At 51.8% G+C, this 22,693-nt stretch carries 24 protein-coding genes and 1 pseudogene; 10 read left to right on the top strand and 15 right to left on the bottom strand.

Annotated elements, in window-relative coordinates:
- Positions 1 to 135 precede the first annotated feature (135 nt).
- Positions 136 to 1,002 (top strand): glutathione-dependent disulfide-bond oxidoreductase, encoded by an 867-nt coding sequence (gene yghU, locus BZK40_RS02975; RefSeq protein ID WP_079934130.1) that lies wholly within the window; start codon positions 136 to 138, stop codon positions 1,000 to 1,002.
- A gap of 94 nt (positions 1,003 to 1,096) precedes the next feature.
- Here the strand turns inward: yghU and hybG are convergent, their stop codons facing one another.
- The 11 genes from hybG to yghX form a co-directional block, all read right to left on the bottom strand.
- On the bottom strand, positions 1,097 to 1,345 hold the full coding sequence (gene hybG / locus BZK40_RS02970; protein WP_003024459.1) for a hydrogenase maturation factor HybG: 249 nt from the start codon (positions 1,343 to 1,345) through the stop codon (positions 1,097 to 1,099).
- Between the two features lie 30 nt (positions 1,346 to 1,375).
- Entirely contained in the window at positions 1,376 to 1,717 is a 342-nt protein-coding gene (hypA, locus tag BZK40_RS02965; protein WP_003828349.1) for a hydrogenase maturation nickel metallochaperone HypA, read from the bottom strand.
- Positions 1,710 to 2,198 (bottom strand): hydrogenase-2 assembly chaperone, encoded by a 489-nt coding sequence (gene hybE / locus BZK40_RS02960; protein WP_079934129.1) that lies wholly within the window; start codon positions 2,196 to 2,198, stop codon positions 1,710 to 1,712. Before hybE ends, hypA begins: the two co-directional genes overlap by 8 nt.
- A complete protein-coding gene (locus tag BZK40_RS02955) occupies positions 2,191 to 2,685 on the bottom strand; it encodes a HyaD/HybD family hydrogenase maturation endopeptidase (RefSeq protein WP_032944999.1) in 495 nt (164 codons plus the stop codon). The genes hybE and BZK40_RS02955 overlap by 8 nt, the downstream gene beginning before the upstream one ends.
- On the bottom strand, positions 2,685 to 4,388 hold the full coding sequence (gene hybC, locus BZK40_RS02950) for a hydrogenase 2 large subunit (protein ID WP_003828353.1): 1,704 nt from the start codon (positions 4,386 to 4,388) through the stop codon (positions 2,685 to 2,687). Before hybC ends, BZK40_RS02955 begins: the two co-directional genes overlap by 1 nt.
- Entirely contained in the window at positions 4,385 to 5,563 is a 1,179-nt protein-coding gene (gene hybB / locus BZK40_RS02945; RefSeq protein WP_003828354.1) for a Ni/Fe-hydrogenase cytochrome b subunit, read from the bottom strand. Before hybB ends, hybC begins: the two co-directional genes overlap by 4 nt.
- Positions 5,553 to 6,539, bottom strand: coding sequence for a hydrogenase 2 operon protein HybA (hybA, locus tag BZK40_RS02940; protein WP_003828357.1), 987 nt, complete (start codon positions 6,537 to 6,539; stop codon positions 5,553 to 5,555). The genes hybB and hybA overlap by 11 nt, the downstream gene beginning before the upstream one ends.
- A gap of 2 nt (positions 6,540 to 6,541) precedes the next feature.
- On the bottom strand, positions 6,542 to 7,660 hold the full coding sequence (hybO, locus tag BZK40_RS02935; RefSeq protein WP_003024486.1) for a hydrogenase 2 small subunit: 1,119 nt from the start codon (positions 7,658 to 7,660) through the stop codon (positions 6,542 to 6,544).
- 188 nt (positions 7,661 to 7,848) lie between these two features.
- Positions 7,849 to 8,136, bottom strand: a complete 288-nt coding sequence (locus tag BZK40_RS02930; protein ID WP_003024490.1) for a DUF2623 family protein — start codon at positions 8,134 to 8,136, stop codon at positions 7,849 to 7,851.
- A gap of 84 nt (positions 8,137 to 8,220) precedes the next feature.
- Positions 8,221 to 9,861 (bottom strand): methyl-accepting chemotaxis protein, encoded by a 1,641-nt coding sequence (locus BZK40_RS02925; protein ID WP_079934128.1) that lies wholly within the window; start codon positions 9,859 to 9,861, stop codon positions 8,221 to 8,223.
- 215 nt (positions 9,862 to 10,076) lie between these two features.
- Positions 10,077 to 10,964 carry a YghX family hydrolase gene (gene yghX, locus BZK40_RS02920; protein ID WP_079934127.1) on the bottom strand — a complete coding sequence of 296 codons (888 nt, stop codon included), beginning with the start codon at positions 10,962 to 10,964 and terminating at the stop codon, positions 10,077 to 10,079.
- Positions 10,965 to 11,119: 155 nt separating this feature from the next.
- Here yghX and BZK40_RS02915 point away from each other — a divergent pair, with 155 nt between their 5' ends.
- Positions 11,120 to 12,160 carry an aldo/keto reductase gene (locus tag BZK40_RS02915; protein WP_032945003.1) on the top strand — a complete coding sequence of 347 codons (1,041 nt, stop codon included), beginning with the start codon at positions 11,120 to 11,122 and terminating at the stop codon, positions 12,158 to 12,160.
- 68 nt (positions 12,161 to 12,228) lie between these two features.
- Here the strand turns inward: BZK40_RS02915 and BZK40_RS02910 are convergent, their stop codons facing one another.
- Positions 12,229 to 12,732, bottom strand: a complete 504-nt coding sequence (locus BZK40_RS02910; RefSeq protein WP_079934126.1) for an ESA_00282 family adhesion-associated protein — start codon at positions 12,730 to 12,732, stop codon at positions 12,229 to 12,231.
- Positions 12,733 to 12,836: 104 nt separating this feature from the next.
- On the opposite strand from BZK40_RS02910, the gene BZK40_RS02905 reads away from it, so the two are divergent.
- Positions 12,837 to 13,241 (top strand): hypothetical protein, encoded by a 405-nt coding sequence (locus BZK40_RS02905; RefSeq protein ID WP_079934125.1) that lies wholly within the window; start codon positions 12,837 to 12,839, stop codon positions 13,239 to 13,241.
- 1 nt (position 13,242) lies between these two features.
- Positions 13,243 to 13,650 (top strand): hypothetical protein, encoded by a 408-nt coding sequence (locus BZK40_RS02900; RefSeq protein ID WP_008785811.1) that lies wholly within the window; start codon positions 13,243 to 13,245, stop codon positions 13,648 to 13,650.
- A gap of 77 nt (positions 13,651 to 13,727) precedes the next feature.
- Here the strand turns inward: BZK40_RS02900 and exbD are convergent, their stop codons facing one another.
- Both exbD and exbB read right to left on the bottom strand, forming a co-directional pair.
- A complete protein-coding gene (gene exbD / locus BZK40_RS02895) occupies positions 13,728 to 14,153 on the bottom strand; it encodes a TonB system transport protein ExbD (RefSeq protein ID WP_008785812.1) in 426 nt (141 codons plus the stop codon).
- 6 nt (positions 14,154 to 14,159) lie between these two features.
- On the bottom strand, positions 14,160 to 14,894 hold the full coding sequence (gene exbB / locus BZK40_RS02890; RefSeq protein WP_003024507.1) for a tol-pal system-associated acyl-CoA thioesterase: 735 nt from the start codon (positions 14,892 to 14,894) through the stop codon (positions 14,160 to 14,162).
- A 250-nt stretch (positions 14,895 to 15,144) separates the two neighbouring features.
- Between exbB and metC the strand changes: the two genes are divergently transcribed.
- Together metC and yghB are read left to right on the top strand one after the other, a co-directional pair.
- Positions 15,145 to 16,332 carry a cystathionine beta-lyase gene (gene metC / locus BZK40_RS02885; protein WP_079934124.1) on the top strand — a complete coding sequence of 396 codons (1,188 nt, stop codon included), beginning with the start codon at positions 15,145 to 15,147 and terminating at the stop codon, positions 16,330 to 16,332.
- Positions 16,333 to 16,463: 131 nt separating this feature from the next.
- Positions 16,464 to 17,124 (top strand): annotated as a pseudogene (yghB, locus tag BZK40_RS02880) (DedA family general envelope maintenance protein YghB).
- A 90-nt stretch (positions 17,125 to 17,214) separates the two neighbouring features.
- Here yghB and BZK40_RS02875 read toward each other — a convergent pair.
- Positions 17,215 to 18,114, bottom strand: a complete 900-nt coding sequence (locus BZK40_RS02875) for an AraC family transcriptional regulator (protein ID WP_139762108.1) — start codon at positions 18,112 to 18,114, stop codon at positions 17,215 to 17,217.
- A gap of 194 nt (positions 18,115 to 18,308) precedes the next feature.
- On the opposite strand from BZK40_RS02875, the gene yqhD reads away from it, so the two are divergent.
- From yqhD to BZK40_RS02855, 4 genes are all read left to right on the top strand, one after another.
- On the top strand, positions 18,309 to 19,472 hold the full coding sequence (yqhD, locus tag BZK40_RS02870; protein ID WP_048215537.1) for an alcohol dehydrogenase: 1,164 nt from the start codon (positions 18,309 to 18,311) through the stop codon (positions 19,470 to 19,472).
- Positions 19,473 to 19,696: 224 nt separating this feature from the next.
- Positions 19,697 to 20,524, top strand: coding sequence for a 2,5-didehydrogluconate reductase DkgA (gene dkgA / locus BZK40_RS02865; RefSeq protein ID WP_008785816.1), 828 nt, complete (start codon positions 19,697 to 19,699; stop codon positions 20,522 to 20,524).
- Positions 20,525 to 20,711: 187 nt separating this feature from the next.
- Entirely contained in the window at positions 20,712 to 22,166 is a 1,455-nt protein-coding gene (locus tag BZK40_RS02860; protein WP_003828381.1) for a DASS family sodium-coupled anion symporter, read from the top strand.
- Between the two features lie 44 nt (positions 22,167 to 22,210).
- Positions 22,211 to 22,666, top strand: coding sequence for an HIT family protein (locus BZK40_RS02855; RefSeq protein WP_008785817.1), 456 nt, complete (start codon positions 22,211 to 22,213; stop codon positions 22,664 to 22,666).
- The last annotated feature ends 27 nt before the right edge of the window (positions 22,667 to 22,693 follow it).

Below are 22,693 nucleotides of genomic sequence, written 5' to 3'. Positions count from 1 at the left end.
CGAGCCAGGTACAATGAACGGGTTAGATTTGTCTTCCCCTTTCAGCACAAAGCGACATAAAGTCCCAATCTGTTAAATTGAGTTCTACCTAACTGCTACACTGCATCAACACAACCACTCAGAAGGCAGGTCAATATGTCAGACAATACCTATCAGCCCGCGAAAGTCTGGACGTGGGAAAAATCGAACGGCGGCGCTTTCGCCAATATCAACCGTCCTGTTTCCGGTGCCACCCACGAGAAGACGCTGCCGGTTGGCAAGCATCCGCTGCAGCTCTATTCGTTGGGTACACCAAACGGGCAGAAAGTGACGATTATGCTGGAGGAGCTGCTGGCGCAGGGCGTGAAGGGCGCGGAATACGATGCCTGGATTATCCGCATTGGCGATGGCGATCAGTTTTCCAGCGGCTTTGTTGAGGTGAATCCGAACTCGAAGATCCCGGCACTGCGCGACCACTCGCAAAACCCACCGGTTCGCGTATTCGAATCTGGCGCAATTCTGCTCTATCTGGCGGAAAAATATGGTTATTTCCTGCCGCAGGATTTGGCAAAACGTACTGAAACACTGAACTGGTTATTCTGGTTACAGGGTGCGGCGCCGTTCCTCGGCGGTGGTTTTGGTCACTTCTATAACTATGCGCCGGTAAAAATTGAGTACGCTATTAACCGCTTCACGATGGAAGCCAAGCGCTTACTCGACGTACTGGATAAGCAGTTAGCACAGAATCAGTTTGTGGCAGGAGATGAATACACCATTGCCGATATGGCGGTTTGGCCGTGGTTTGGCAATGTGGTGCTGGGCAACGTGTACGACGCGGCAGAGTTCCTCGATGCAGGAAGTTACAAGCACGTGCAGCGCTGGGCAAAAGAGGTTGCCGCGCGTCCGGCAGTTAAGCGTGGTCGTATTGTAAACCGCACTAACGGGCCGCTGAACGAGCAGCTTCATGAACGTCATGACGCCAGCGACTTCGACACCAATACCGAAGATAAGCGCCAGGGTTAACGCAAGATGCCGGATGGCGGCATAAATGCCTTATCCGGCCTACATAGAAGGCGTAGGCCTGATAAGCGTAACGTCATCAGGCACTAACCGATTGTCACGCGCTGGTGACGTCGTACTCCATGCGGCGAAGTGCGTCTAACGTGGCTTTAGCTTCATCTTCATCAATGATGCTCATGGCGAACCCTACGTGCACCAGCACCCATTGCCCGACCAGCTCAGCGGTATCACCTTCACAAATCAGGGCAATATTGACATCACGTTTGATGCCGCACACTTCAACCTGCGCAAGCTGGTGAATATCTTCACCAACGGCCAGAACCTGACCAGGGACTCCAATACACATATCTGACTCCGCCCCATAGCAACCTATGGGTTATTCGACTTCAATACTTTTCACTTTCAGTGAATCGCCTGCATCAACCCGCAGACGATCGCCCTGACATAGTGGACACTGCGCATCATGCTGGGTGATTTCCACAACCTGACTGCAATCCCAGCACCATGCCTGGGCTGGTTTGTAATCAATATGCAGCTCACACCCTTGCGCCAGCGTGCCCTGACAGACGATGTCGAAACTGAAACGGACGGCGCTCTCTTCAACGCACGAGAGCGCTCCGATTTCCAGCCAAACGCCGGTTACACGTTTGACACCGTGCTGCTCTGCCTGCTGTTGAACAATCTCAACCGCGCTCTGACAAAGGGACAGCTCATGCATTTTCGCAGTTCCGACGACCCAGCAGCAGCGCGCGGCGATTTAGCTGCGGCGCATTCGGATCGCTCACCGGCAGCGATAACAGCATGCGCGCGCAATCGTCAGTCAGACGCACACCTTCTTGCGCCGACATACTGTGCGAAAGCGGCGACATCAGTGAACAGGAAAAGTATTGCGATACGCCCTCCAGTTCACCAACGGTAAAGGTCATCTCGCCATACGGCAGACGCAACCCGATTTTTTCGCTGACTTTACGCACCGGCCAGATCTGGTCCGGTCCGGGGAAAATCAGTGCGCTGAGCATCCAGGGTGTGATAACACACCCCGTCCACTGTCCTTCAAACAGCGTAAAATCAGAGACATACACCGGCATATTCGGATGCAAGAAAGAGAGATCGTGCATCGAACGCCGGGCAACCTCTTCAAACGCTGCCTGAATCTGCGTCTTCGGGGCCGTCTGAAAACCGACAAACTCCTCAGACATGAGCCGCCTCCCGAGGGATCGCTTCAACGCCTGATTCGCGAAGCGCGGCAAGAACCTGCTCCAGCGCAGGTTCAATCATCGCTTCAACCGTTGGCGTTAGCCCGATATGCGGTTCCAACGATTCCGGAATAACGCCGACTAAGGTCAGCTTTTTCGGAAACTCGCCGGTAAAACGCAGGGCCGACAATACGTCGGCCAGGCCAAGCTGGTGCGGTGAGATTTTGTTGGTAAACAGCGCCGGGATCTCTTCATCCCGCAGGACCATCATCGTTCCTGGCGTGTTTTTCTTCGACACAATGGCGTCAGCAATGATCAGATGATCTCTGTTCGCCATATCGCCGAGAAGCTCCATCCCAGCCGTACCACCGTCCAGAACATCAACAAAGTCTGGCAGGATGTACCGTTGCTCTAATGCCTCAACGATACGTACCCCGATGGCTTCGTCGGTCAGCAAAATATTGCCGACCCCTAAGACTAATATCCGCATTACAGAACCTTAACTGAGACCACTTCGTTCCCGTCAACGTCCACCACATGCACCGCACATGACATACAAGGGTCGAAGGAGTGAATGGTACGAACCACTTCCAGCGGTTTGTTTGGATCGGCAATCGGCGTACCTACCAGCGAGCGCTCATACGGTCCCACTTCATCATTAAAGTTACGTGGGCCAGAGTTCCAGGTTGACGGTACAACCGCCTGGTAGTTGCTGATAATGCCGTCTTTAATCACCATCCAGTGAGACAGCATACCGCGTGGCGCTTCGAGGAAACCAACACCTTTGAATTCGCCTGTTGCCGGAATATCCGGTTTCACGAAGGTGGTGTGGTCGCCTTTACCGATGTTCACAATCAGCGCGTTGTACTGATCCTGCAGAACGTTCTGCAGTTCACAGCAGTGAACGGTACGGCCAATAATACGGCCCAGCGTAGAGTGCAACTGCGACACTTCGATAGTTTTACCGGTCAGCTTGGTGTAAATCGCGATGATTTCATTCAGCTTGGCATGAGTAGACTCGCGTTTGGCTGCCAGTTTACACAGCATGTTGGCCAGCGGACCCACTTCAACCGTTTTGCCGTAGAAGGTCGGCGCTTTAACCCAGGAGTATTTGCCGTCATCTGACCAACCGGTGTAATCAGGAACCGTTGTGCCTTCCCACGGAGCCTGCGGCGCTTCGTCTTTGTACCACGCGTGTTTCGCACTCTCCTGAATCCCTTTGATCAGGTACTCATCGGAGTGAGAGGTGATCGGACGATAGGTCGACAGATCGGCATCGGTGATGTAACCGCCCGGGAACAGGAAGCTGCCGTTTTTACCGTCTGTCGGGAATTCCGGCGCACTCAGGTAGTTAACCGCACCCTGACCACGTTCCAGCCACTCAGGATAGAACGCAGCAATAACCGCGGTATCAACCTTGTACACCTGCTCAACGAAGTCGCTCAGCTTATCGATGAAGGACTTGATGTACATCAGGCGTTCAAGGTTCAGCACGCCGAGGCCATCAAGGTTAATTGGGTTAGCAACCCCACCTACTGCCAGGTTCTGGATGTGCGGCGTTTTACCGCCCAACAGTGCCACAACGCGGTTGGCATCACGCTGGCATTCCAGCGCTTGCAGGTAGTGTGCGACCGCAATCAGGTTCACTTCCGGCGGCAGCTGCATTGCCGGGTGACCCCAGCAACCGTTAGCAAAAATGCCTAACTGACCGCTGGCAACAAGATCTTTGATCTTGTTCTGAACCTTGGTGAACTCTTCTGCGCTGTTCAGGTGCCAGGAGGACACGCCGTTCAGCATGGCAGACGCTTTCGCTGGGTCGGCTTTCAGTGCAGAAGTGATATCCACCCAGTCCAGCGCAGACAGCTGATAGAAGTGAACAATGTGGTCATGCGTGGTGTGCGCGGCCAGAATGATGTTACGGATATACTGTGCGTTCACCGGAACATCAATATTCAGCGCACTTTCTGCTGCACGAACGGAAGAGATAGCGTGAGTGGTCGTACAAACGCCACAGATACGCTGCACAATCATCCAGGCATCGCGCGGATCGCGGTTTTTCACGATCTCTTCCATGCCGCGCCACATGGTACCGGAAGCCCATGCTTTAGATACCACGCCATTTTCGATTTCGCAGTCGATGCGTAAATGACCCTCAATACGGGTTACCGGATCAATAGTAATTCTCTGGCTCATGCTTTGCTCGCCTCATGACGATTTTGATCGTTTTGTTTTAAAGGAGGAAGTATCGGCAGTAGACGAATGAGTACGATGTATGCACAAATCTCAATAGCCACAAAACCAATAGAAATCAACAACTCTTCCCAGGTCGGGAAGTAGTGGTAGCCACCACCAGGATTGAACGCCACCAGCGAATAGGATAGACGCCATGTTGCACAACCCAGCAATGCGCTCAGCGCAGACAGATACAGCATGCGCGAGTCATTACGCAGTTTAGTGACGCGCAGCACCACCAGTGGGAAGACCATCAGCACGACTTCAAGCCAGAACATCAGGGAGTAAAGATCGCCTGAGAACGCATAGGACAGCTTGTCGCGATAGATCAGTTCGCCAAAGCGCAGAACGACGAAAATAGCCAGCAGCACGCTGATGGTATTCGTCAGCTTGATGAACAAACTTTTCTCGTCCGGACCGTTACCTTTCAGACCGGCTTGTACCAACGAGCCTTCAAAGATGACGATCGAGAAGCCCATAATAAAGGCGGTTAATACCGAGAAAAGCGGCAGCATTTCATAAGCTTGCCATAGTGGATGCACCTTATAACCCGCAGAAATCATCAATGAACCCATTGAAGACTGGTGCATGGTTGGCAGCAGCGCGCCGAGGGCAATAATAAAGAACATCACTTTATTCAAACGTTTGAGGGAAACTTTCCACCCCAGACGTTCAAACAGAGCCGGAGCAAATTCCAGCGCCATGATGCCGATATAGATGGTCATACAGACCGCCGTTTCGAACAGTACCGAGTTCACGTTGAAGTGGCCCGGAATGTAGAAATACGGCAGGTTCCAGTAACGACCGACGTCAATGGTGATCGACAGACCACCCAGCGAGTAGCCAAACAGGCTCGCCAGCAGCGCCGGACGAACCAACGGATGGTATTGGCCTCTGTTGAAAACATACACCGCCCACGCCAGCGCCCAACCACCGCACGCGAAGCCAGTACCAATCAACAGGTCAAACGCGATCCATACACCCCATGGGAAACCGCCGTTCAGATCGGAGACTGAGCCCAGTCCGAAGACCAGACGTTTCACGATCAGGAGCATACACAGGACGATAAGCGGCCCAAAAATAATGACCGGTTTGCTGATTATTTTTCCGCCCAGCGGTTTAGGATCATGACTCATGATCGTCTCCTCCATCGTGATGGTCGTTTTTCGTGTTACGACGAACCAGCACGGTTAAGCCCGCCAGCGCAGCCAGGGGTAATATCATGCCCTTGTACAGGGAATGTTGAACATGTTCGGAACGCGCACCAGTTGAAAGATCATCCAGCTTCGGCAGATCCAAATCCTCGTAAGGAACACCCGTCAGTACCATAACCTGCGTACCACCGCCTTCTTTCTCACCGTACAGGTGCGGGTAGTACTTCGGTACCGTATGCAGATAGGTATCGCCTGCTTTCACCGTCTGACGCGGATAGTGGTATTCGCTACCAGGCTTCAGCGCGAGACGTTTTTTCGCCTCAGCCATCAGCTCTTCACGCGTACCAAAAATCACCGCACCGGCTGGGCACACTTCAACACAACCCGGTAAACCACCTTTGTCCAGACGCTCAACGCCTTTCTGGTTACACAGTTCACATTTGTGAAGTGCACCAAACGGGTTGTTGTAGTCGTACTTAGGCACGTTGTACGGGCAGGCGACCATGCAGTAACGACAGCCCGTGCAGACATCTTTGTCATAATGGACGATGCCGGTTTTCGGATCTTTCTTCAGCGCGGAGACCGGGCAAACGGAAACGCAGTTCGGATCAACACAGTGCATGCACTGTTTCTTGATGTATGCGTAACCATTTTCTTCCTGGTCTTTGTTAACGCCTGTTCCGCTACGCCACACCTGAATGATGTTATTGGTATACGGCGACAGTTTGTCGTTGTTCGACCAGGTTTGCTCGCCTTCCGGGTTACGCGCCGGGAAGTTGATATCCTGACACTTGGTGACACAGGCCTGGCAGCCTACGCACAGCGTCGAGTCATAGAGCATCCCAAGAGAACCTGGGATCGGCGGACGGTTTTCTGCAGCCGCATGGCTGATGGACGGCGCTGCGCCCAACAGCAATGCCCCGCTGGAGGCTGCTTTGATAAAGTTACGTCTGTTCACGGTTATTCTCCCCGTGAGTCAGCGTTATCTTTCTTCTGCTGACGCCCCAGTTCACGAACCGCCATCACGCTGACACCGGCAACCAGTCCTACTACGCCACCCAGCAGTCCAATCGCTCCGGCAGAAACATTGCCGCCTTCTTTCATGTTGACGTCAGGTTTCTCGGAACGCGGCGTTTGGTTTTCTACATGAGCAAGCTGGTGAATACCTTTATGGAAGCCGACGCCTTCTTCGTTACAGCCGTAGCAAGGGTGACCGATAGCCACCGGCCACACGCCGCCCACATCGCAGAATTGCAGCGTTGAGCAGTTGCCGTAGGTTTCTGGTCCTTTACAGCCCAGATGGTAGAGGCACCAACCTTCACGGTGGCCTTCATCACCAAACTCTTTAGCAAAACGACCAGCATCGAAGTGCGGGCGACGTTCGCAGTGTTCGTGAATCAAACGGCCATAGGCGAATGTCGGACGGTTTTTGGTATCCAGCTTCGGCGGCTTACCATAAGTGATGATATGCGCGACCGTTGCGAGGAAGTTATGCGGGTTCGGCGGACAGCCGGGGATGTTGATGATGGTTTTGCCTGGCAGAACTTCTTGCAGGCCGACGGCACCCGTTGGGTTAACGCCAGCGGCAGCAACACCACCCCACGCGGCGCAAGAGCCGATGGCAATGATAGCGGCTGCGCCTTCTGCGGCCCGGCGGATGTGATCCACGATCGGCTCACCGGCAACCATGCAGTAAATACCATTATCTTTCAGTGGGATAGAACCATCTACTACCAGAACATATTGCCCTTTGTACTTCTCCAGAGCGTTATGTTTGTTCTCTTCGACCTGATGGCCGAAGGCGGCAGAGAGCACCTCATGGTATTCCAGAGAGATTGTCTCCAGAACGAGGTTTTCCACTGTAGGGTGTGTCGCGCGAAGCAGCGATTCAGTACAACCCGTACACTCCTGAGCACCAATCCAGATAACCGGTGGGCGCTGAGGACGAGAAACTGATTCGGCCATTTCTGCGGCGGCTTTGCTACTGAGCCCCATGGTAGCGGCCAGTGCTGCACAAAGCTTCATGAAATCACGGCGATTAATGCCGCTCGAATTGATGAGAGAGTTATCTCCAGTCATTTTATAGTTATTCCGTTGCGAAGACCTGGCTTTTATTTTGCACCATTCGCATGTTGCATATTGCGATCGGCGCGCCATTACCACACTTTTTATATGGTTATGTGCATTATAATACTTCGGCGGAGCAACAAAACGAAGGCGTAGGTCAATAGTGTAATTAATTAAAGCAAGATAATACCCCTTTCGGATCAAGCTTCGAGTCGATAGCCAGCCATGAAAAACCGAATTGTTGTACTGGACTGATTCTCTTTAAAGAAATCCATCACCATCTCTTTATCCAGCCCATAACGGCGCGTCAGGATCCCCGCTTCCCACGCGCTGAGCTGTCGATCACCCGTTTTTTCAAACATTCGATGTGAAAATCCCAGCACAAAACCACGCTTATAATCCGCACAAAAATTCGCCACTGAGCGTGCACTGTCCGCACTTGAGGCGTTTAATCCGGCCATCAGGCCTTTACCAAAATGGTTGTCCATGCATAACCTCCAATCGCTATATAATAAATTATATAGCGATTTTTTAAGCAAAGACCAGAGGTATCACGAACTTTTTATAACGGCTTAAAAGGACACCCACTCATCCGTTTTAGCGGCCGCAGACGTTTTGCTGTCTGCTGAAGAGGAAGTGGTTTGGCTGGTTGCGTATTGCACATCATTAGCGGAAAGGCGGAACTGTTGCACCGAGCGTTGCAGCTCCTCTGTTTGTCGTTCCAACGCCACTGCCGCGGCGGAAACTTGCTCTACCAGCGCAGCATTCTGTTGCGTTACGCTGTCCATCTGCGTGATCGCCACGCTCACCTGCGAGATACCCTTATTCTGTTCTTCCGAGGCAGAGGCAATTTGCTTCATGATGACAGTCACTTCGGTGGCGCCGCGCAGAATCGCCTCCATGGTTAATCCTGTTTCTTTAACCAGACGAGCGCCCTGATCAACACGACGCGATGACTCGCCAATCAGTGTCTCAATCTCTTTCGCCGCCCCGGCGCTGCGACTGGCAAGGTTGCGTACTTCACCGGCGACGACGGCAAAACCGCGCCCCTGCTCGCCTGCCCTGGCTGCTTCAACCGCCGCGTTCAGCGCCAGAATGTTGGTCTGGAAAGCAATGCTATTAATAACTGACGTGATTTCCGCGATCTGTTTAGAGCTGGCGGCAATGCCGTCCATCGTCTCAACCACTTCTGAAACCAGCGTGCTCCCTTTGCCTGCCGTTTCTGTGGCCGTATCGGCAAGTTGGCTGGCTTCACGTGCATTTTCTGCGTTCAGTTTTACCGTTGCGGTCAGTTGCTCCATGCTGGCAGCGGTCTCTTCCAGTGCCGCAGCCTGCTCTTCAGTACGTGAGGAGAGATCGTTATTCCCGGTCGAAATTTCCGTCGCCCCTCGCCAGATGTTGTCACTACCTGAACGGATGGTACTGACGGCTTCGCGCAGGCTATCCTGCATCGCGCACAATAACGGCACCAGTTGACCCACACAGTTACGACCAAAATCTTCGATGGGATGGCTGAGATCGCCCTGCGCAATCTGCTGGAACTGTTGGCGAATACGTCCCAGCGGTTTCACCATCATGGAAACAAGGTAGCGGTCGGTAAAGAAAAGGAGGGCAATCCCAAGGATCACGGCGGTGATAATTAGCGTCCGGATGATAGAGGTTTTGCCATCGACCATCACGCGGGTGGTATCGAGTCGCTCGCCTGCCGTGGCGTTAAAACGCTCGGCACTGGCGCCAAATTCACGGCTCAACGCGGGTGTAATAGTGCTGGCATGCTCAGCAAAGGCCGTAAGCGTTCCCTGCTGCGCCAGTTGCATTTGCGGGATCACGCCGTTGTCCAGCAGCGCCTGCCACTTCGTCAGTACTGCGTTAGCGACGTCAGGGTCCATAGGGCCCGGAGATAATGTTTTCATCTCCTGGAGTTTTTTGCTCATATTCTCCAGGGACTGTTGCGCTGGCGCAAAATCAGGCGTTCCGCCACTCATTTTGACATCCATGGCGCGACTTAAGCGCGTTACGAAGCGAAAGTACTGATCGTTGCCCTGACTGAGAACCGTCATCTGATGGACAAGATGACGGTCAATATCATTGCCTTCAGATATTTTTGATAACGAATGAAGACTGAATAAACCCACGCCCGACCAGAGCAGGCAAAAAAGTCCCAGTATTGCCAACATGACAATACGAATAGTGAAGTTTTTCAGCAAACGCATAATAATTTCCTTGCCGTTGATGAGGAATTCGCCATCAGGCGATACTTATCCTTGTTATCGGCAGGCAGTAGAGAAGATATAATGCGTTCTTTATTTTTTTACTTTCTTAAGTACATCCACTCTCTCTCCACACTATATCAATATGAATGCTAATGAAATTAGGTAGCATTATTATTCAGGTAATTAGTTATAAGCATTAAATAATCTATTGTTTTCTATCGCAAATATTTGTTAAACCACGCAAGAGTACGTTCCCAGGCTAAATCAGCGGCAGCTTTATCATAACGGGGGGTCGAATCGTTGTGAAAGCCATGATTAACGCCGGGATAGATATAGGCTTCATAGACTTTCTTATTGGCCTTAAGCGCCGCTTCATAGGCAGGCCATCCCTCATTAATACGTGTGTCTAATTGCGCATAGTGCAGTAATAAAGGCGCGTTTATTTTGGGGACATCTGATGCAGGAACCTGCCGCCCATAAAAAGGCACCGCGCAGGCCAGTTCAGGGAAAGCTACAGCAGCGGCATTCGACACACCACCACCGTAGCAAAATCCGGTGATACCTACCTTTCCCGTCGTCCCTGAATAAGATTGCATAAATTCAATGGCGGCAAAAAAATCATTCATCAACTTTACGGGGTCAACCTGCTGCTGCAATTCCCGACCTTTATCATCATTGCCAGGATATCCCCCTACCGAACTTAATCCATCCGGCGCAAGTGCCATAAAGCCCGCCTTCGCCACCCGTCTCGCCACATCTTCAATATACGGATTCAGCCCACGATTCTCATGCACTACCACCACCGCCGGAACTTTCCCTGTCACCTTCGCAGGTTTAACTAAATATCCCCGCACATCACCATGCCCTTCAGGCGAAGGATAGGTAATATATTCCGCCAGAATATCGGGATCGGTAAATTCTACCTGCGTTGCGAGGGCATAATTGGGTTTCAATAAATTGAATAAAGCCAACGCCGTCATGCCACCCACTGCATATTTCGCTGCCAGATTGAGAAACTCGCGTTTCGTTATTTTGCCATGCGCGTAATAGTCATAGTAGTCGAGCAGTTCTTGCGGAAAGTCTTTGGCAGTCAAACGCGGCATCGTCGCACTCCTGATTGATGTTTTTTTAAGCAAAGCACAGTGACCTGTTTTTGCCCAGTTTTTCATCTCAGTGTGACCTGGTGAACGGGATATTCACCGTGAACCCGCTAGAATAGAAACGTTGTTTCGAAATTCACCTGCACTAAGGAGATCTCATGGCCTGGTTTGCCAATCCTGAACGTTACGAGCAGATGCTCTATCGCTACTGTGGGCGCAGCGGTTTGCGTTTACCCGCGCTATCGCTGGGTTTATGGCACAGTTTTGGGCACGTTCAGGCGCTGGATTCACAGCGCGCCCTGTTGCGTAAAGCATTTGATTTAGGCATCACGCATTTTGATTTAGCCAATAACTATGGGCCGCCACCAGGCAGCGCAGAAGAGAATTTTGGCCGATTACTGCGCGAGGATTTTGCGCACTATCGCGATGAACTGATTATCTCCACCAAGGCAGGCTATGACATGTGGCCTGGGCCATACGGTTCTGGCGGTTCGCGCAAATACCTGCTCGCCAGCCTCGACCAGAGTCTGAAACGCATGGGTCTCGACTATGTCGATATCTTCTACTCTCACCGCGTTGACGAAAATACGCCAATGGAAGAGACCGCCTCGGCGCTGGCCCATGCCGTGCAAAGCGGTAAAGCGCTGTATGTCGGCATCTCATCCTATTCTCCGGAACGTACGCAGAAAATGGCCGAGCTGATGCGGGAATGGAAAATTCCATTGCTGATCCATCAGCCGTCTTACAACCTGCTTAACCGCTGGGTAGACAGCAGCGGCCTGCTGGATACGCTGGAATCCAACGGTATGGGCTGCATCGCATTTACGCCGCTGGCTCAGGGACTGCTGACGGGGAAATACCTTAACGGGATTCCGGAAGGTTCACGCATGCAGCGTGAAGGGAAAAAAGTTCGTGGGTTAACGGAAAACATGCTGACGGAAGAAAACCTTACCAGCCTGCGCTTGCTTAATGAGATGGCGCAACAGCGTGGACAGTCGATGGCACAAATGGCCTTAAGCTGGCTGCTAAAAGACAACAGGGTAACGTCGGTATTGATTGGCGCCAGTCGACCGGAGCAACTGGAAGAAAACGTTCAGGCGCTGGCGAATCTGACGTTCAGCGCCGAAGAACTGGCGCAGATCGATAAGCACGTCGCGGACGGTAAGCTGAACCTGTGGCAGGCCTCATCTGACAAATAGCCGTAGGTAATCCCGTGCCGGGTAGCAACGTTGTTCTTCCCGGCACGTAATACGGGCCAGCCAGCTCCTCACACCTCTTCTGCTTTGATTTCTGAGCGCTGATATTCCGGCCACACCAGCGCGACAAGTGCAGGATAGGCTTCCAGGCTGAACTCCCTGAAGCACTGACGTAAGTTAAGCACGTCCAAATCGGCATGCGGGACTTTCTCGCCACTCAGACAGCGTTTTTTAATATTGTCGTAATATTTATACACCGCAGAGTTGAGATCGCTGCAACGCCGCTGCGCATCAAATAGCCCTGGCGTCTCATTCAGCTCCACCATTGTCATCCGTTTGATCGTCGAGTGGATAAAATCGATATATTCGTGATTGACACGCCAATACCAAACCGGAGTAATCGAATTCATCAGTACCGAGAAATGATCTTCACCCTCTTCTTTACTCAGTATTTCCGGCTGGTTTTCAGCGTATCCATTTTCTGCATTACGGTTTTTATTTGCACTGCGCATCAACAAAAGTACCCCGCAGGTCAGCAATAGCAGGGTAATAACAGAATAAAATATACTGTTCATATACTGGCTCCATTTTTTTTGATTTTAAAATTACGCCATGCTATTGTCAACGCGGCATGGTTTATTTAAAACAACATATCATTGGCATCAAAGGATATTTCAACATGCTTCCCGAGCATCTTGTTCCCTCGCGTTTTCACTTATCCAGCTCACCTGACAATACCACCTCCACAGATAATAGTGAAAATTTGACTCAGGGGAAGATAACATTAAGCGATTACGAATCCGATATTTTGATTAGCTCTGCTGCTACCGGCCAGTCACGAAATATGCTATTTGAAGAGTGCGACCGCCATTTAAAAGAGCGCCTATTTCGTGCAGCAAAAATTGAGTCATTCTCTCGCCTGCTCAATTCACTACAGGCAGAAGGCGACATTAATGCACAAGAATTAAGTAAAATTTTGACTCAAAAAACAGCCATCATAAATGAACAGGGCAACAAAATTTGGCTTAATTTAATTACCCGTGAAACCAGCAACCCTATTTTTTATTCTCTGGAAGAGAAATAAAATGAAAGATGTTGAGGATAATAATGTTTATTTGGCTTTAGATAACCATAAAAGCGATGAGTTTGTCTTAAAGCAAAATTTAGCCGTGTTGATTGCCAATAAAAACGCGACACTGGAAAGCGTTGCTCAGGAGATAGTCTCTATTCCCGCTGCACTGGTGCGGATGAAATGGCAAAATCGCCGTGAAATTTACTCGCTACAGGCTAAAGAAGAGATCTACGGTGCCGCGATCGAAGCCATTATGGAGCAGCAACCAGAACTGCGGGACAAAATCATGGCCCGACTGGAAAGCACCTACCAGCATATACTCGCGCGGGAAACGGCCACCTTACGCCTGACGCGAAAGCTGTCTGAAGGGAACTACGAACCCACCAGGATAACCACGGTCGCGTTAGATGAGAACAGATAAGAACAAGTGTGCGAGGGAGTTGAATCAGGAGAGACACGCCGGGTAAGGCGGCAACCATTACCCGGCAATGAGGAAGATTACTTCGCTTTCACAGTCTCTTCGCCAACCAGACCAATCTTCAGGAAGCCCGCCTGATGCAGCGTATCCATCACCTTCATCATGGTCTCATAATCAACGGTTTTATCTGCCCGGAAGAAAATCGTGGTGTCTTTCTTCCCGTCAGTTAACGCATTTAGCTCGTTAATCATGGTTTCATCCGTCACCTGATTGTTGCCAATAAACATACTCTTATCGGCTTTAACTGACAGGTAAACCGGTTTTTCCGGACGCGGCTGCGGCGTGCTGGTGGAGGCAGGGAGATTCACCTTCACATCTACAGTTGCCAACGGCGCGGCAACCATAAAGATGATCAATAAAACCAACATAACGTCGATAAACGGCGTCACGTTGATTTCATGCATTTCACCGTTATCGTCCAGGTTTTCATTAAAGCTCATTGCCATGGAACATTATCCTACACGTAATTTCTGCGCTGCACGTACCGGATGCGCGGATGCGCTTGCATTCAGGTCCAGATCGCGACTTTGCAACAACAGCACCTGTGCCGCGACATCGCCCAGCATCGCTTTATAGCTGCCAATCTGACGTGCGAAAATGTTGTAGATAACAACCGCTGGAATTGCTGCAACCAGACCAATTGCGGTCGCTAACAGCGCTTCTGCGATACCCGGCGCAACAACGGCGAGGTTGGTCGTTTGAGTTTGTGCAATCCCGATGAAGCTATTCATGATGCCCCATACGGTACCGAACAGACCGACGAATGGAGAGATAGCCCCGATGGTGGCCAGGTATCCGTTACCGCGGCCCATATGACGACCTACCGCCGCCACACGACGCTCCAGACGGAAGCCGGTACGCTCTTTAATGCCTTCGTTATCGTCGCTGCCTTCTGACAGTTCCAGCTCGTTCTGCGCTTCGTTAATCAACTGTGCGCCCAGGCTTTTGCCATCGAATCCTGCGGCAATTTCACTTGCCTGATCTAAAGAGCGGGCTTCCGCCAGCAGTTGCTGTTCACGCTTAAGGCGGCGTTTCTGAGTAAAGAACTCAAGGCTCTTACTAAAGAAGATAGCCCAGGTGACCACTGACGCCAAAATCAGCCCAATCATCACGCACTTAACCACGATATCGGCGTGCTGATACATACCCCAGACGGAAAGATCCGTCTGCATCAAATTATTACCCACTCTGTATCTCCAGGACGCAAATCACAAAATCTGAGCGTAATCATATCAAAACGACGTCGAATTGATAGTCGTTCTCATTACTATTTACATATTGCCGCACCTTTGGTTTCTTTTCCTTGCGCTTACGCAGTAAAAAAGTCACCAGAAGCATTTTGAGATTATTTTCTACTGTATGACCGTTCTGCAGGATGCGTCATCTTTGATTCATGGTAGTTTAGACATCCAGACGTATAAAAACAGGTAAGACAACATGGCAGATAAGCAACTTGAAACCAAACTCGTTCACGCAGGACGCAGTAAAAAGTACACGCTGGGCTCGGTAAATAGCGTGATCCAGCGCGCTTCTTCGCTGGTTTTTGACACCGTAGAGGCCAAAAAACAGGCCACGCACAACCGGGCGAACGGTGCGCTTTTCTATGGGCGTCGCGGAACCCTGACGCATTTCTCTCTGCAGGAAGCGATGTGCGAACTGGAAGGTGGTGCGGGTTGCGCGCTGTTCCCCTGCGGTGCGGCGGCCGTTGCCAACACCATCCTTGCCTTTGTGGAGCAAGGGGATCATGTGCTGATGACCAACACAGCCTATGAACCCAGTCAGGATTTCTGTACCAAAATTCTCGGCAAGCTCGGCGTGTCCACCGGCTGGTTCGATCCGCTGGTTGGCGCCGATATCGTTAAGCACATACAGCCGAACACGAAAGTCGTATTTCTGGAATCTCCCGGCTCTGTCACTATGGAAGTGCATGATGTTCCAGCTATTGTTGCCGCCGTCAGAAGCGTCGCGCCGGATGCAATCATCATGATTGATAACACCTGGGCTGCCGGGGTGCTGTTCAAAGCGTTGGATTTTGGCATTGATATCTCTATTCAGGCAGGCACCAAATATCTGATTGGTCATTCTGACGGCATGGTCGGCACGGCGGTATCTAATACCCGCTGCTGGGATCAACTGCGCGAAAATGCCTATCTGATGGGGCAAATGCTGGACGCCGATACCGCCTATATGACCAGCCGTGGACTGCGTACGCTGAGCGTTCGCCTGCGTCAGCACCATGAAAGCAGCTTAAAGGTCGCCGAGTGGCTGGCCAGCCATCCGCAGGTCGCCCGCGTGAACCACCCGGCACTGCCCGGCAGTAAAGGCCATGAATTCTGGAAGCGTGATTTCGCCGGCAGCAGCGGCCTGTTCTCCTTTGTATTGAATAAGAAGCTCAATAATGAGGAGCTTGCTGCGTATCTGGATCACTTCAGCCTGTTCAGTATGGCCTACTCCTGGGGCGGTTTTGAGTCGCTGATTCTCGCCAACCAGCCGGAACACATTGCGGCAATCCGTCCGCAAGGCAAGGTGGATTTCAGCGGAACGCTCATCCGTTTACATATCGGTTTAGAGAATGTTGACGATCTGATTGCCGATTTGGCCGCAGGATTTGCCCGAATCGAGTAAAATTGCCACAGATGGACATATATGCAGACACTTCTGGTGGAAAAGTCTGCAATTGTTGCGTCCGGGATCAAGGCATCCCGGGCAATTCAGGAGTACAATCCACACATAAATGCTGTTCCACAGGAAAGTCCATGGTAGTCATTCAAGATATTGTCTCCGCGCTCTGGCAACACGATTTTGCCGCACTGGCGGATCCGCACGTTGTGAGCGTGGTGTACTTCGTCATGTTCGCCACGCTGTTTTTAGAAAATGGCCTGCTGCCCGCCTCCTTTTTACCCGGAGACAGCCTGTTATTACTGGCAGGAGCGCTGATCGCTCAGGACGTGATGAGTTTTTTACCTACCATAGCTATTCTGACGGCCGCAGCCAGTCTGGGCTGCTGGCTGAGTTATATTCAGGGACGCTGGCTAGGCAACACGCGCACGGTGAAAGGCTGGCTGGCGCAATTACCGGAAAAATACCATCAGCGCGCCACCTGCATGTTTGACCAACACGGTCTGATGGCGCTGCTGGCAGGGCGTTTCCTGGCGTTTGTTCGCACCTTGCTGCCAACGATGGCTGGCATTTCAGGGCTTCCTAACCGTCGGTTCCAGTTTTTTAACTGGCTGAGTGGCCTGCTGTGGGTCACCGTCGTCACCAGTTTCGGCTATGCGCTGAGCATGATCCCGTTCGTTAAACGCCATGAAGATCAGGTGATGACCTTTCTAATGATCCTGCCGATTGCCCTGTTAACCGCAGGATTGTTGGGAACATTGTTCGTGGTGATTAAAAAAAAAATACTGTAGCGCCTGAGTATTATCCGTAGCCGGGGTAATTCCCGGCATTTTGCCTGATGGCGCGCGGCTTTAAGGCCTACGGTATACCTGTCAGGCCTACAAGAAATCAACTCCCCTGCATCATACGAATTCTTGCCGCATCTTCCCCCGGCGTTACGCCAAAGAAACGTTTGAACTCCCGACTGAATTGCGATGCGCTCTCATAGCCGACGCGCATGGCAGCCGCACTGGCCTTCATCCCATCGTGAACCATCATCATCCGTGCTTTATGCAGGCGATAGCTCTTAAGATATTGCAGCGGCGACGTGCTGGTCACCGCTTTAAAATTATGATGAAAAGCCGACACGCTCATGTTCGCCTCTGCCGCCAGCTGTTCTACATTGAGGTTTTCGGTGTATTTGGTTTCAATCCGCTTCAGTACCCGGCTTATCAAACTGAAATGCGTCTGGCGACTGACCAGCGCAAGTAACGCGCCGCCGCGCGGTCCGGTCAGCACATGGTAGAGGATCTCGCGAATAATCTGTTTCCCCAGAATACGCGCATCCAGCGGTCGCTCCATCACATCCAGCAGGCGCTCAGCAGCGCAGAGAATTTCGTCAGAGAGCGTTGCAGAGTTAATCCCGCTGGCCGCCATGGCGGGCTGGAACAGCTCGTCTTCCCCAATGTCCATCAGCAGCTCCTGCAATTGCAGGATATCGACATTCAGATAAATACCGGCCAGAGGAACCTCCGGCGTCGCATAGGTTTCACATTCAAAGGGTAAAGGTACGGTTAGCAGCAGGTATTCGTTGGCGTCATAGCGAAATACGCGCTCATTGATGTAACCAATTTTATGTCCCGAAAAGAGAAATATGATGCCTGGCTGATACATGACCGGTGTACGCGCCGCCGGCTCCGTACCGTGTAGCAGGCGGACATCTGGCAGCAGTTCATTAAGTCTATTTTCATTGTTTTTCAGCTGCTTAATTTTATCTGTCAGCAGAAAACAGATCTCATCACGGTTCATGGGGCACCATTTCATCATCGGTTTTCGACCCTGACATAATGCGCAGATTTATCCGTTTTCTCCAGCAGTCTGTAGAAATGGGCAAGACATCGGCAGAAATGAGCATTGAGAGCAGCGCGGCGGGCGACCACAATGTTCATCATCCGGCAGACACTCACCTGCCCTCTTTTATTACCCACCAAAGGGAACGAGCAATGAACAACTTTAATCTCCATACCCCAACACGTATTTTGTTTGGTAAAGGCGCGATTGCTGAGCTGCGCGATCAAATTCCTCAGGACGCTCGCGTACTGGTTACCTATGGCGGCGGCAGCGTGAAAAAAACTGGCGTCCTGGCACAGGTTCAGGACGCGCTGAAAGGCCTGGATGTGCTGGAGTTTGGCGGTATCGAGCCAAACCCGTCTTATGAAACGCTGATGAACGCAGTAAAAATCGTGCGTGATGAGAAAGTGACGTTTCTGCTGGCGGTAGGTGGCGGTTCAGTGCTGGACGGCACCAAATTCATCGCGGCAGCGGCACAGTACGCTGATGGCATCGATCCATGGCGCATTCTGGAAACCCACGGCAACGACGTAACAAGCGCCATCCCGATGGGCTCCGTATTAACCCTGCCTGCAACCGGCTCTGAATCTAACTCCGGCGCGGTAATTTCGCGTAAAACCACCGGCGATAAACTGGCCTTTATGACCCCGTTCGTGCAGCCAGTGTTTGCCGTACTGGATCCGGTTTACACCTACACCCTGCCGCCGCGTCAGGTTGCAAACGGCGTTGTGGATGCTTTTGTTCATACCGTGGAACAGTATGTGACTTATCCGGTAGACGGGAAAATTCAGGATCGCTTTGCCGAAGGCATTCTGCTCACGCTGGTAGAAGAAGGTCCGAAAGCCTTGCAGGAGCCGGAAAACTACAACGTGCGTGCGAACGTTATGTGGGCGGCAACCCAGGCGCTGAACGGCCTGATTGGCGCAGGCGTACCGCAGGACTGGGCAACGCATATGCTGGGCCATGAACTGACCGCAATGCACGGTCTGGATCATGCTCAAACGCTGGCCATCGTTCTGCCAGCGCTGTGGAATGAAAAACGTGATACCAAGCGTGCCAAACTGCTGCAATACGCAGAGCGTATCTGGAATATCACCGAAGGTTCCGACGACCAGCGCATCGACGCCGCCATTGCCGCTACCCGCGCTTTCTTCGAACAAATGGGCGTACCCACTCGCCTGTCTGACTATGGCCTGGACGGTAGCTCCATCCCGGCATTGCTGGAAAAACTGGAAGCACACGGTGGTACGCAACTGGGCGAACATCAGGACATTACGCTTGAAGTCAGCCGTCGGATTTACGAAGCTGCCCGCTAAGGTTTTTTAACCTCCGCCTTTCGTTTTTGGGTATTTATACCAGGCTTAAGTCACACCTAACTCACCGGGGGCTGCCCCGGTGAACTCAATTTACACCCAATCATTCATGAGGCATCGAGGCGGCAATTAAGTGAATCCCCGGGAGCGTACATAAGTACGTGACCGGGGTAAACGCAAGCAGCCAACAAAGAGGCAGCCTGAAGGATTAAGTGTGGGGGGGAATTATGACCGGTCCAACCATTATCAAGCTACAGGATGGTAACGTCATGCCACAACTGGGCCTGGGGGTCTGGAAGGCAAGCAACGAAGAAGTCATCACCGCCATTCATAAAGCGCTGGAAGTGGGGTATCGCTCAATTGATACCGCTGCGGCGTACAAAAACGAAGAAGGTGTCGGCAAAGCAATACGCGATGCTGGCGTACCACGGGACGAGTTATTCATCACCACCAAGCTGTGGAATGATGACCAAAAACGCCCCCGGGAAGCCTTGCTCGAAAGCATGGAAAAACTCCAGCTTGATTACCTCGATCTGTACCTGATGCACTGGCCGGTTCCGGCGATCGACCACTACGTTGAAGCGTGGGAAAACATGATCGACCTGCAAAAAGAAGGTCTGATTAAGAGCATCGGCGTGTGCAACTTTCAGATCAATCATCTCCAGCGGTTGATGGATGAAACCGGCGTACCTCCGGTGATTAACCAGATCGAACTTCATCCGCTTATGCAACAGCGCCAACTGCATGCCTGGAACGCAACGCATAAAATTCAGACCGAATCCTGGAGCCCGCTGGCGCAGGGCGGCAAAGACGTCTTTGATCAAAAGATCATCCGTGACCTCGCTGAGAAATATGGCAAATCACCGGCGCAGATTGTCATCCGCTGGCATCTGGATAGCGGGCTGGTGGTGATTCCAAAATCTGTCACCCCTGCGCGTATCGCAGAAAACTTTAACGTCTGGGACTTCCGCCTGGATAAAGACGAATTAGGCGAAATCGCGAAACTCGATCAGGGCAAACGTCTGGGGCCAGACCCGGATCAGTTCGGCGGTTAACCCCTTCCTCCAGCCCGACACTCTCGTCGGGCCTTTACTGATTTGAAATATCAGGAAACAATTCACACACATATATTGATGTATTTCTTGCAGTCGCTGGAGCAGCATTACGCAACATAACCTGTTAATTATTAAATAAATATATTTATTTGATGAATATATTCACCATATCTATAGGTGCGTAAACGTGACTGAGAAAAAAAGTAGCGGAGTCAAATGGCTCCCATTAATTCTTATAATATTCATTTCTGCCGGACTGTGGCAGCTTACTCCACCTTCCGGGCTAAGTGCGCCAGCCTGGCATTCGGCAATCATTTTCGTCGCGACTATTGCCTCTATCGTGGCAAAAGTTTTACCCATCGGCGCGGTCGGCATTATTGGGATTACGGTTTTTGCACTCGCCTATGCTGCCGGGGATAAAACCGCCAGCGGCGCTATCACCACAGCACTGAGTGAGCTGAACAGTTCACTTATCTGGCTTATCGTCGTGGCTTTTATGATTGCCCGCGGGTTTATCAAAACCGGCCTCGGACGACGCATTGCGCTGCAGATGATCCGTCTGCTCGGCAAGCGCACGCTGGGACTCGCCTATGGTCTGGCCTTTGCCGATCTGATCCTCTCCCCGGCAATGCCGAGTAATACAGCACGCTGCGGCGGCGTCATCTATCCGATTGCTGACTCTCTGGCACGCAGTTTCCATTCGAACCCGGAAGATGAGTCCCGCAGTAAAATCGGTACCTTTCTTATCACCTGTATTGGCAACGTCAACGACGTCACCGCCGCGCTCTTTATGACCGGCTATACCGGCAACCTGTTGGCGGTGAAGCTGGCGGCCAATGCGGGCGTCACGCTGACCTGGGGCGGCTGGTTTATGGCGGCGCTGCTGCCATGCCTGGTGTCCTTACTGCTGGTTCCACTGCTGGTCTACTGGATCGTGCGCCCGGAAATTAAACACACGCCGGATGCCCCTAACCTGGCGCGCAAAGAGCTGGCGGAAATGGGCAGTATGTCTCGCGGCGAATGGCTGATGCTGGCTACCGTCGGCGTGCTGCTGGTGCTGTGGATTTTTGGCGATACGTTAGGCGTCGACGCCACCACTGCCTCGTTCGTGGGACTTTCCATTTTATTGCTAAGCGGCGTTCTGAGCTGGGAAGATGTGAAGAGCGAGAAAGGCGCATGGGACACACTGATTTGGTTTGCCGCGCTTTTGATGATGGCGAACCAGCTGAAAAAACTGGGCTTCACCACCTGGTTTGGCAATCTGATCGGCGATAGCCTGAGCAGTACTATGCACGGTACCAGTTGGGTGATCGTCCTGCTGCTGTTGAACGCCGCCTACTTCTATACCCACTACTTTTTTGCCAGCGGTAATGCACAGATTGCCGCGCTGTACGCCGTTTTCCTTGGTGTCGGTCTGCATCTGAACATTCCCGCAGCCCCCACGGCATTAATGCTGGCCTTCACCAGCAGTTTGTACTGCTCGCTCACCCAGTACACCCACGCTCGCGGTCCAATCCTGTTTGGTGCCGGGTACGTTCCAACGGGCGTCTGGTGGCGTACAGGATTTATCATCAGCTTGTTTAACCAGGCGGTGTTTATCACCGTGGGTCTGATGTGGTGGAAGGTGTTGGGTCTGTACTAAACTGACTGCGTCCTGACGAATCACCTTACCTGCGGAGAAAAGGAATGACCTGTATTTTCTGTCAAATAGTTGAAGGTAAAGCACCCTGCCATAAGGTCTGGGAAGACGAGCATCATCTGGCTTTTCTGTCGATTTTCCCGAACACCGACGGTTTTACCGTGGTGATCCCGAAAAAGCATTATCCCAGCTATGCCTTCGATATGCCGCCGCAGGCACTGGCTGATCTGATGCTGGCGACCCAAAAAGTGGCTAAGAAACTGGATAAGGCTTTCCCGGATGTCAGTCGTACGGGGATGTTCTTCGAAGGTTTCGGCGTAGACCATGTGCACAGCAAATTAAGCCCCATGCATGGCACTGGCGATCTAACTCACTGGAAACCGATTGAAGCGCGGCAGAACAAATTTTTCGAGCAGTATGAAGGATATCTTTCTTCACACGATCATGAACGGGCGGATGATGCAAAACTGGCCGCATTAGCGGCCAGAATTCGTGAAGCATAAATACTGAGTCTCTCTGCCGGATGGCGG

The sequence above is a fragment of the Citrobacter portucalensis genome, from assembly GCF_002042885.1.
Lineage (GTDB): Bacteria > Pseudomonadota > Gammaproteobacteria > Enterobacterales > Enterobacteriaceae > Citrobacter > Citrobacter portucalensis.
Note: the sequence above shows the minus strand (reverse complement) of the source record. Positions and strands in the feature narration are given on the sequence as shown.

What these genes read in the sequence shown, in the direction of transcription:
- yghU (WP_079934130.1), top strand. Translation starts at nt 136, where the DNA reads ATGTCAGACAATACCTATCAGCCCGCGAAAGTCTGGACGTGGGAAAAA.
- hybG (WP_003024459.1), bottom strand. Translation starts at nt 1,345, where the DNA reads ATGTGTATTGGAGTCCCTGGTCAGGTTCTGGCCGTTGGTGAAGATATT.
- hypA (WP_003828349.1), bottom strand. Translation starts at nt 1,717, where the DNA reads ATGCATGAGCTGTCCCTTTGTCAGAGCGCGGTTGAGATTGTTCAACAG.
- hybE (WP_079934129.1), bottom strand. Translation starts at nt 2,198, where the DNA reads ATGTCTGAGGAGTTTGTCGGTTTTCAGACGGCCCCGAAGACGCAGATT.
- BZK40_RS02955 (WP_032944999.1), bottom strand. Translation starts at nt 2,685, where the DNA reads ATGCGGATATTAGTCTTAGGGGTCGGCAATATTTTGCTGACCGACGAA.
- hybC (WP_003828353.1), bottom strand. Translation starts at nt 4,388, where the DNA reads ATGAGCCAGAGAATTACTATTGATCCGGTAACCCGTATTGAGGGTCAT.
- hybB (WP_003828354.1), bottom strand. Translation starts at nt 5,563, where the DNA reads ATGAGTCATGATCCTAAACCGCTGGGCGGAAAAATAATCAGCAAACCG.
- hybO (WP_003024486.1), bottom strand. Translation starts at nt 7,660, where the DNA reads ATGACTGGAGATAACTCTCTCATCAATTCGAGCGGCATTAATCGCCGT.
- BZK40_RS02930 (WP_003024490.1), bottom strand. Translation starts at nt 8,136, where the DNA reads ATGGACAACCATTTTGGTAAAGGCCTGATGGCCGGATTAAACGCCTCA.
- BZK40_RS02925 (WP_079934128.1), bottom strand. Translation starts at nt 9,861, where the DNA reads ATGCGTTTGCTGAAAAACTTCACTATTCGTATTGTCATGTTGGCAATA.
- yghX (WP_079934127.1), bottom strand. Translation starts at nt 10,964, where the DNA reads ATGCCGCGTTTGACTGCCAAAGACTTTCCGCAAGAACTGCTCGACTAC.
- BZK40_RS02915 (WP_032945003.1), top strand. Translation starts at nt 11,120, where the DNA reads ATGGCCTGGTTTGCCAATCCTGAACGTTACGAGCAGATGCTCTATCGC.
- BZK40_RS02910 (WP_079934126.1), bottom strand. Translation starts at nt 12,732, where the DNA reads ATGAACAGTATATTTTATTCTGTTATTACCCTGCTATTGCTGACCTGC.
- BZK40_RS02905 (WP_079934125.1), top strand. Translation starts at nt 12,837, where the DNA reads ATGCTTCCCGAGCATCTTGTTCCCTCGCGTTTTCACTTATCCAGCTCA.
- BZK40_RS02900 (WP_008785811.1), top strand. Translation starts at nt 13,243, where the DNA reads ATGAAAGATGTTGAGGATAATAATGTTTATTTGGCTTTAGATAACCAT.
- exbD (WP_008785812.1), bottom strand. Translation starts at nt 14,153, where the DNA reads ATGGCAATGAGCTTTAATGAAAACCTGGACGATAACGGTGAAATGCAT.
- metC (WP_079934124.1), top strand. Translation starts at nt 15,145, where the DNA reads ATGGCAGATAAGCAACTTGAAACCAAACTCGTTCACGCAGGACGCAGT.
- BZK40_RS02875 (WP_139762108.1), bottom strand. Translation starts at nt 18,114, where the DNA reads ATGAACCGTGATGAGATCTGTTTTCTGCTGACAGATAAAATTAAGCAG.
- yqhD (WP_048215537.1), top strand. Translation starts at nt 18,309, where the DNA reads ATGAACAACTTTAATCTCCATACCCCAACACGTATTTTGTTTGGTAAA.
- dkgA (WP_008785816.1), top strand. Translation starts at nt 19,697, where the DNA reads ATGACCGGTCCAACCATTATCAAGCTACAGGATGGTAACGTCATGCCA.
- BZK40_RS02855 (WP_008785817.1), top strand. Translation starts at nt 22,211, where the DNA reads ATGACCTGTATTTTCTGTCAAATAGTTGAAGGTAAAGCACCCTGCCAT.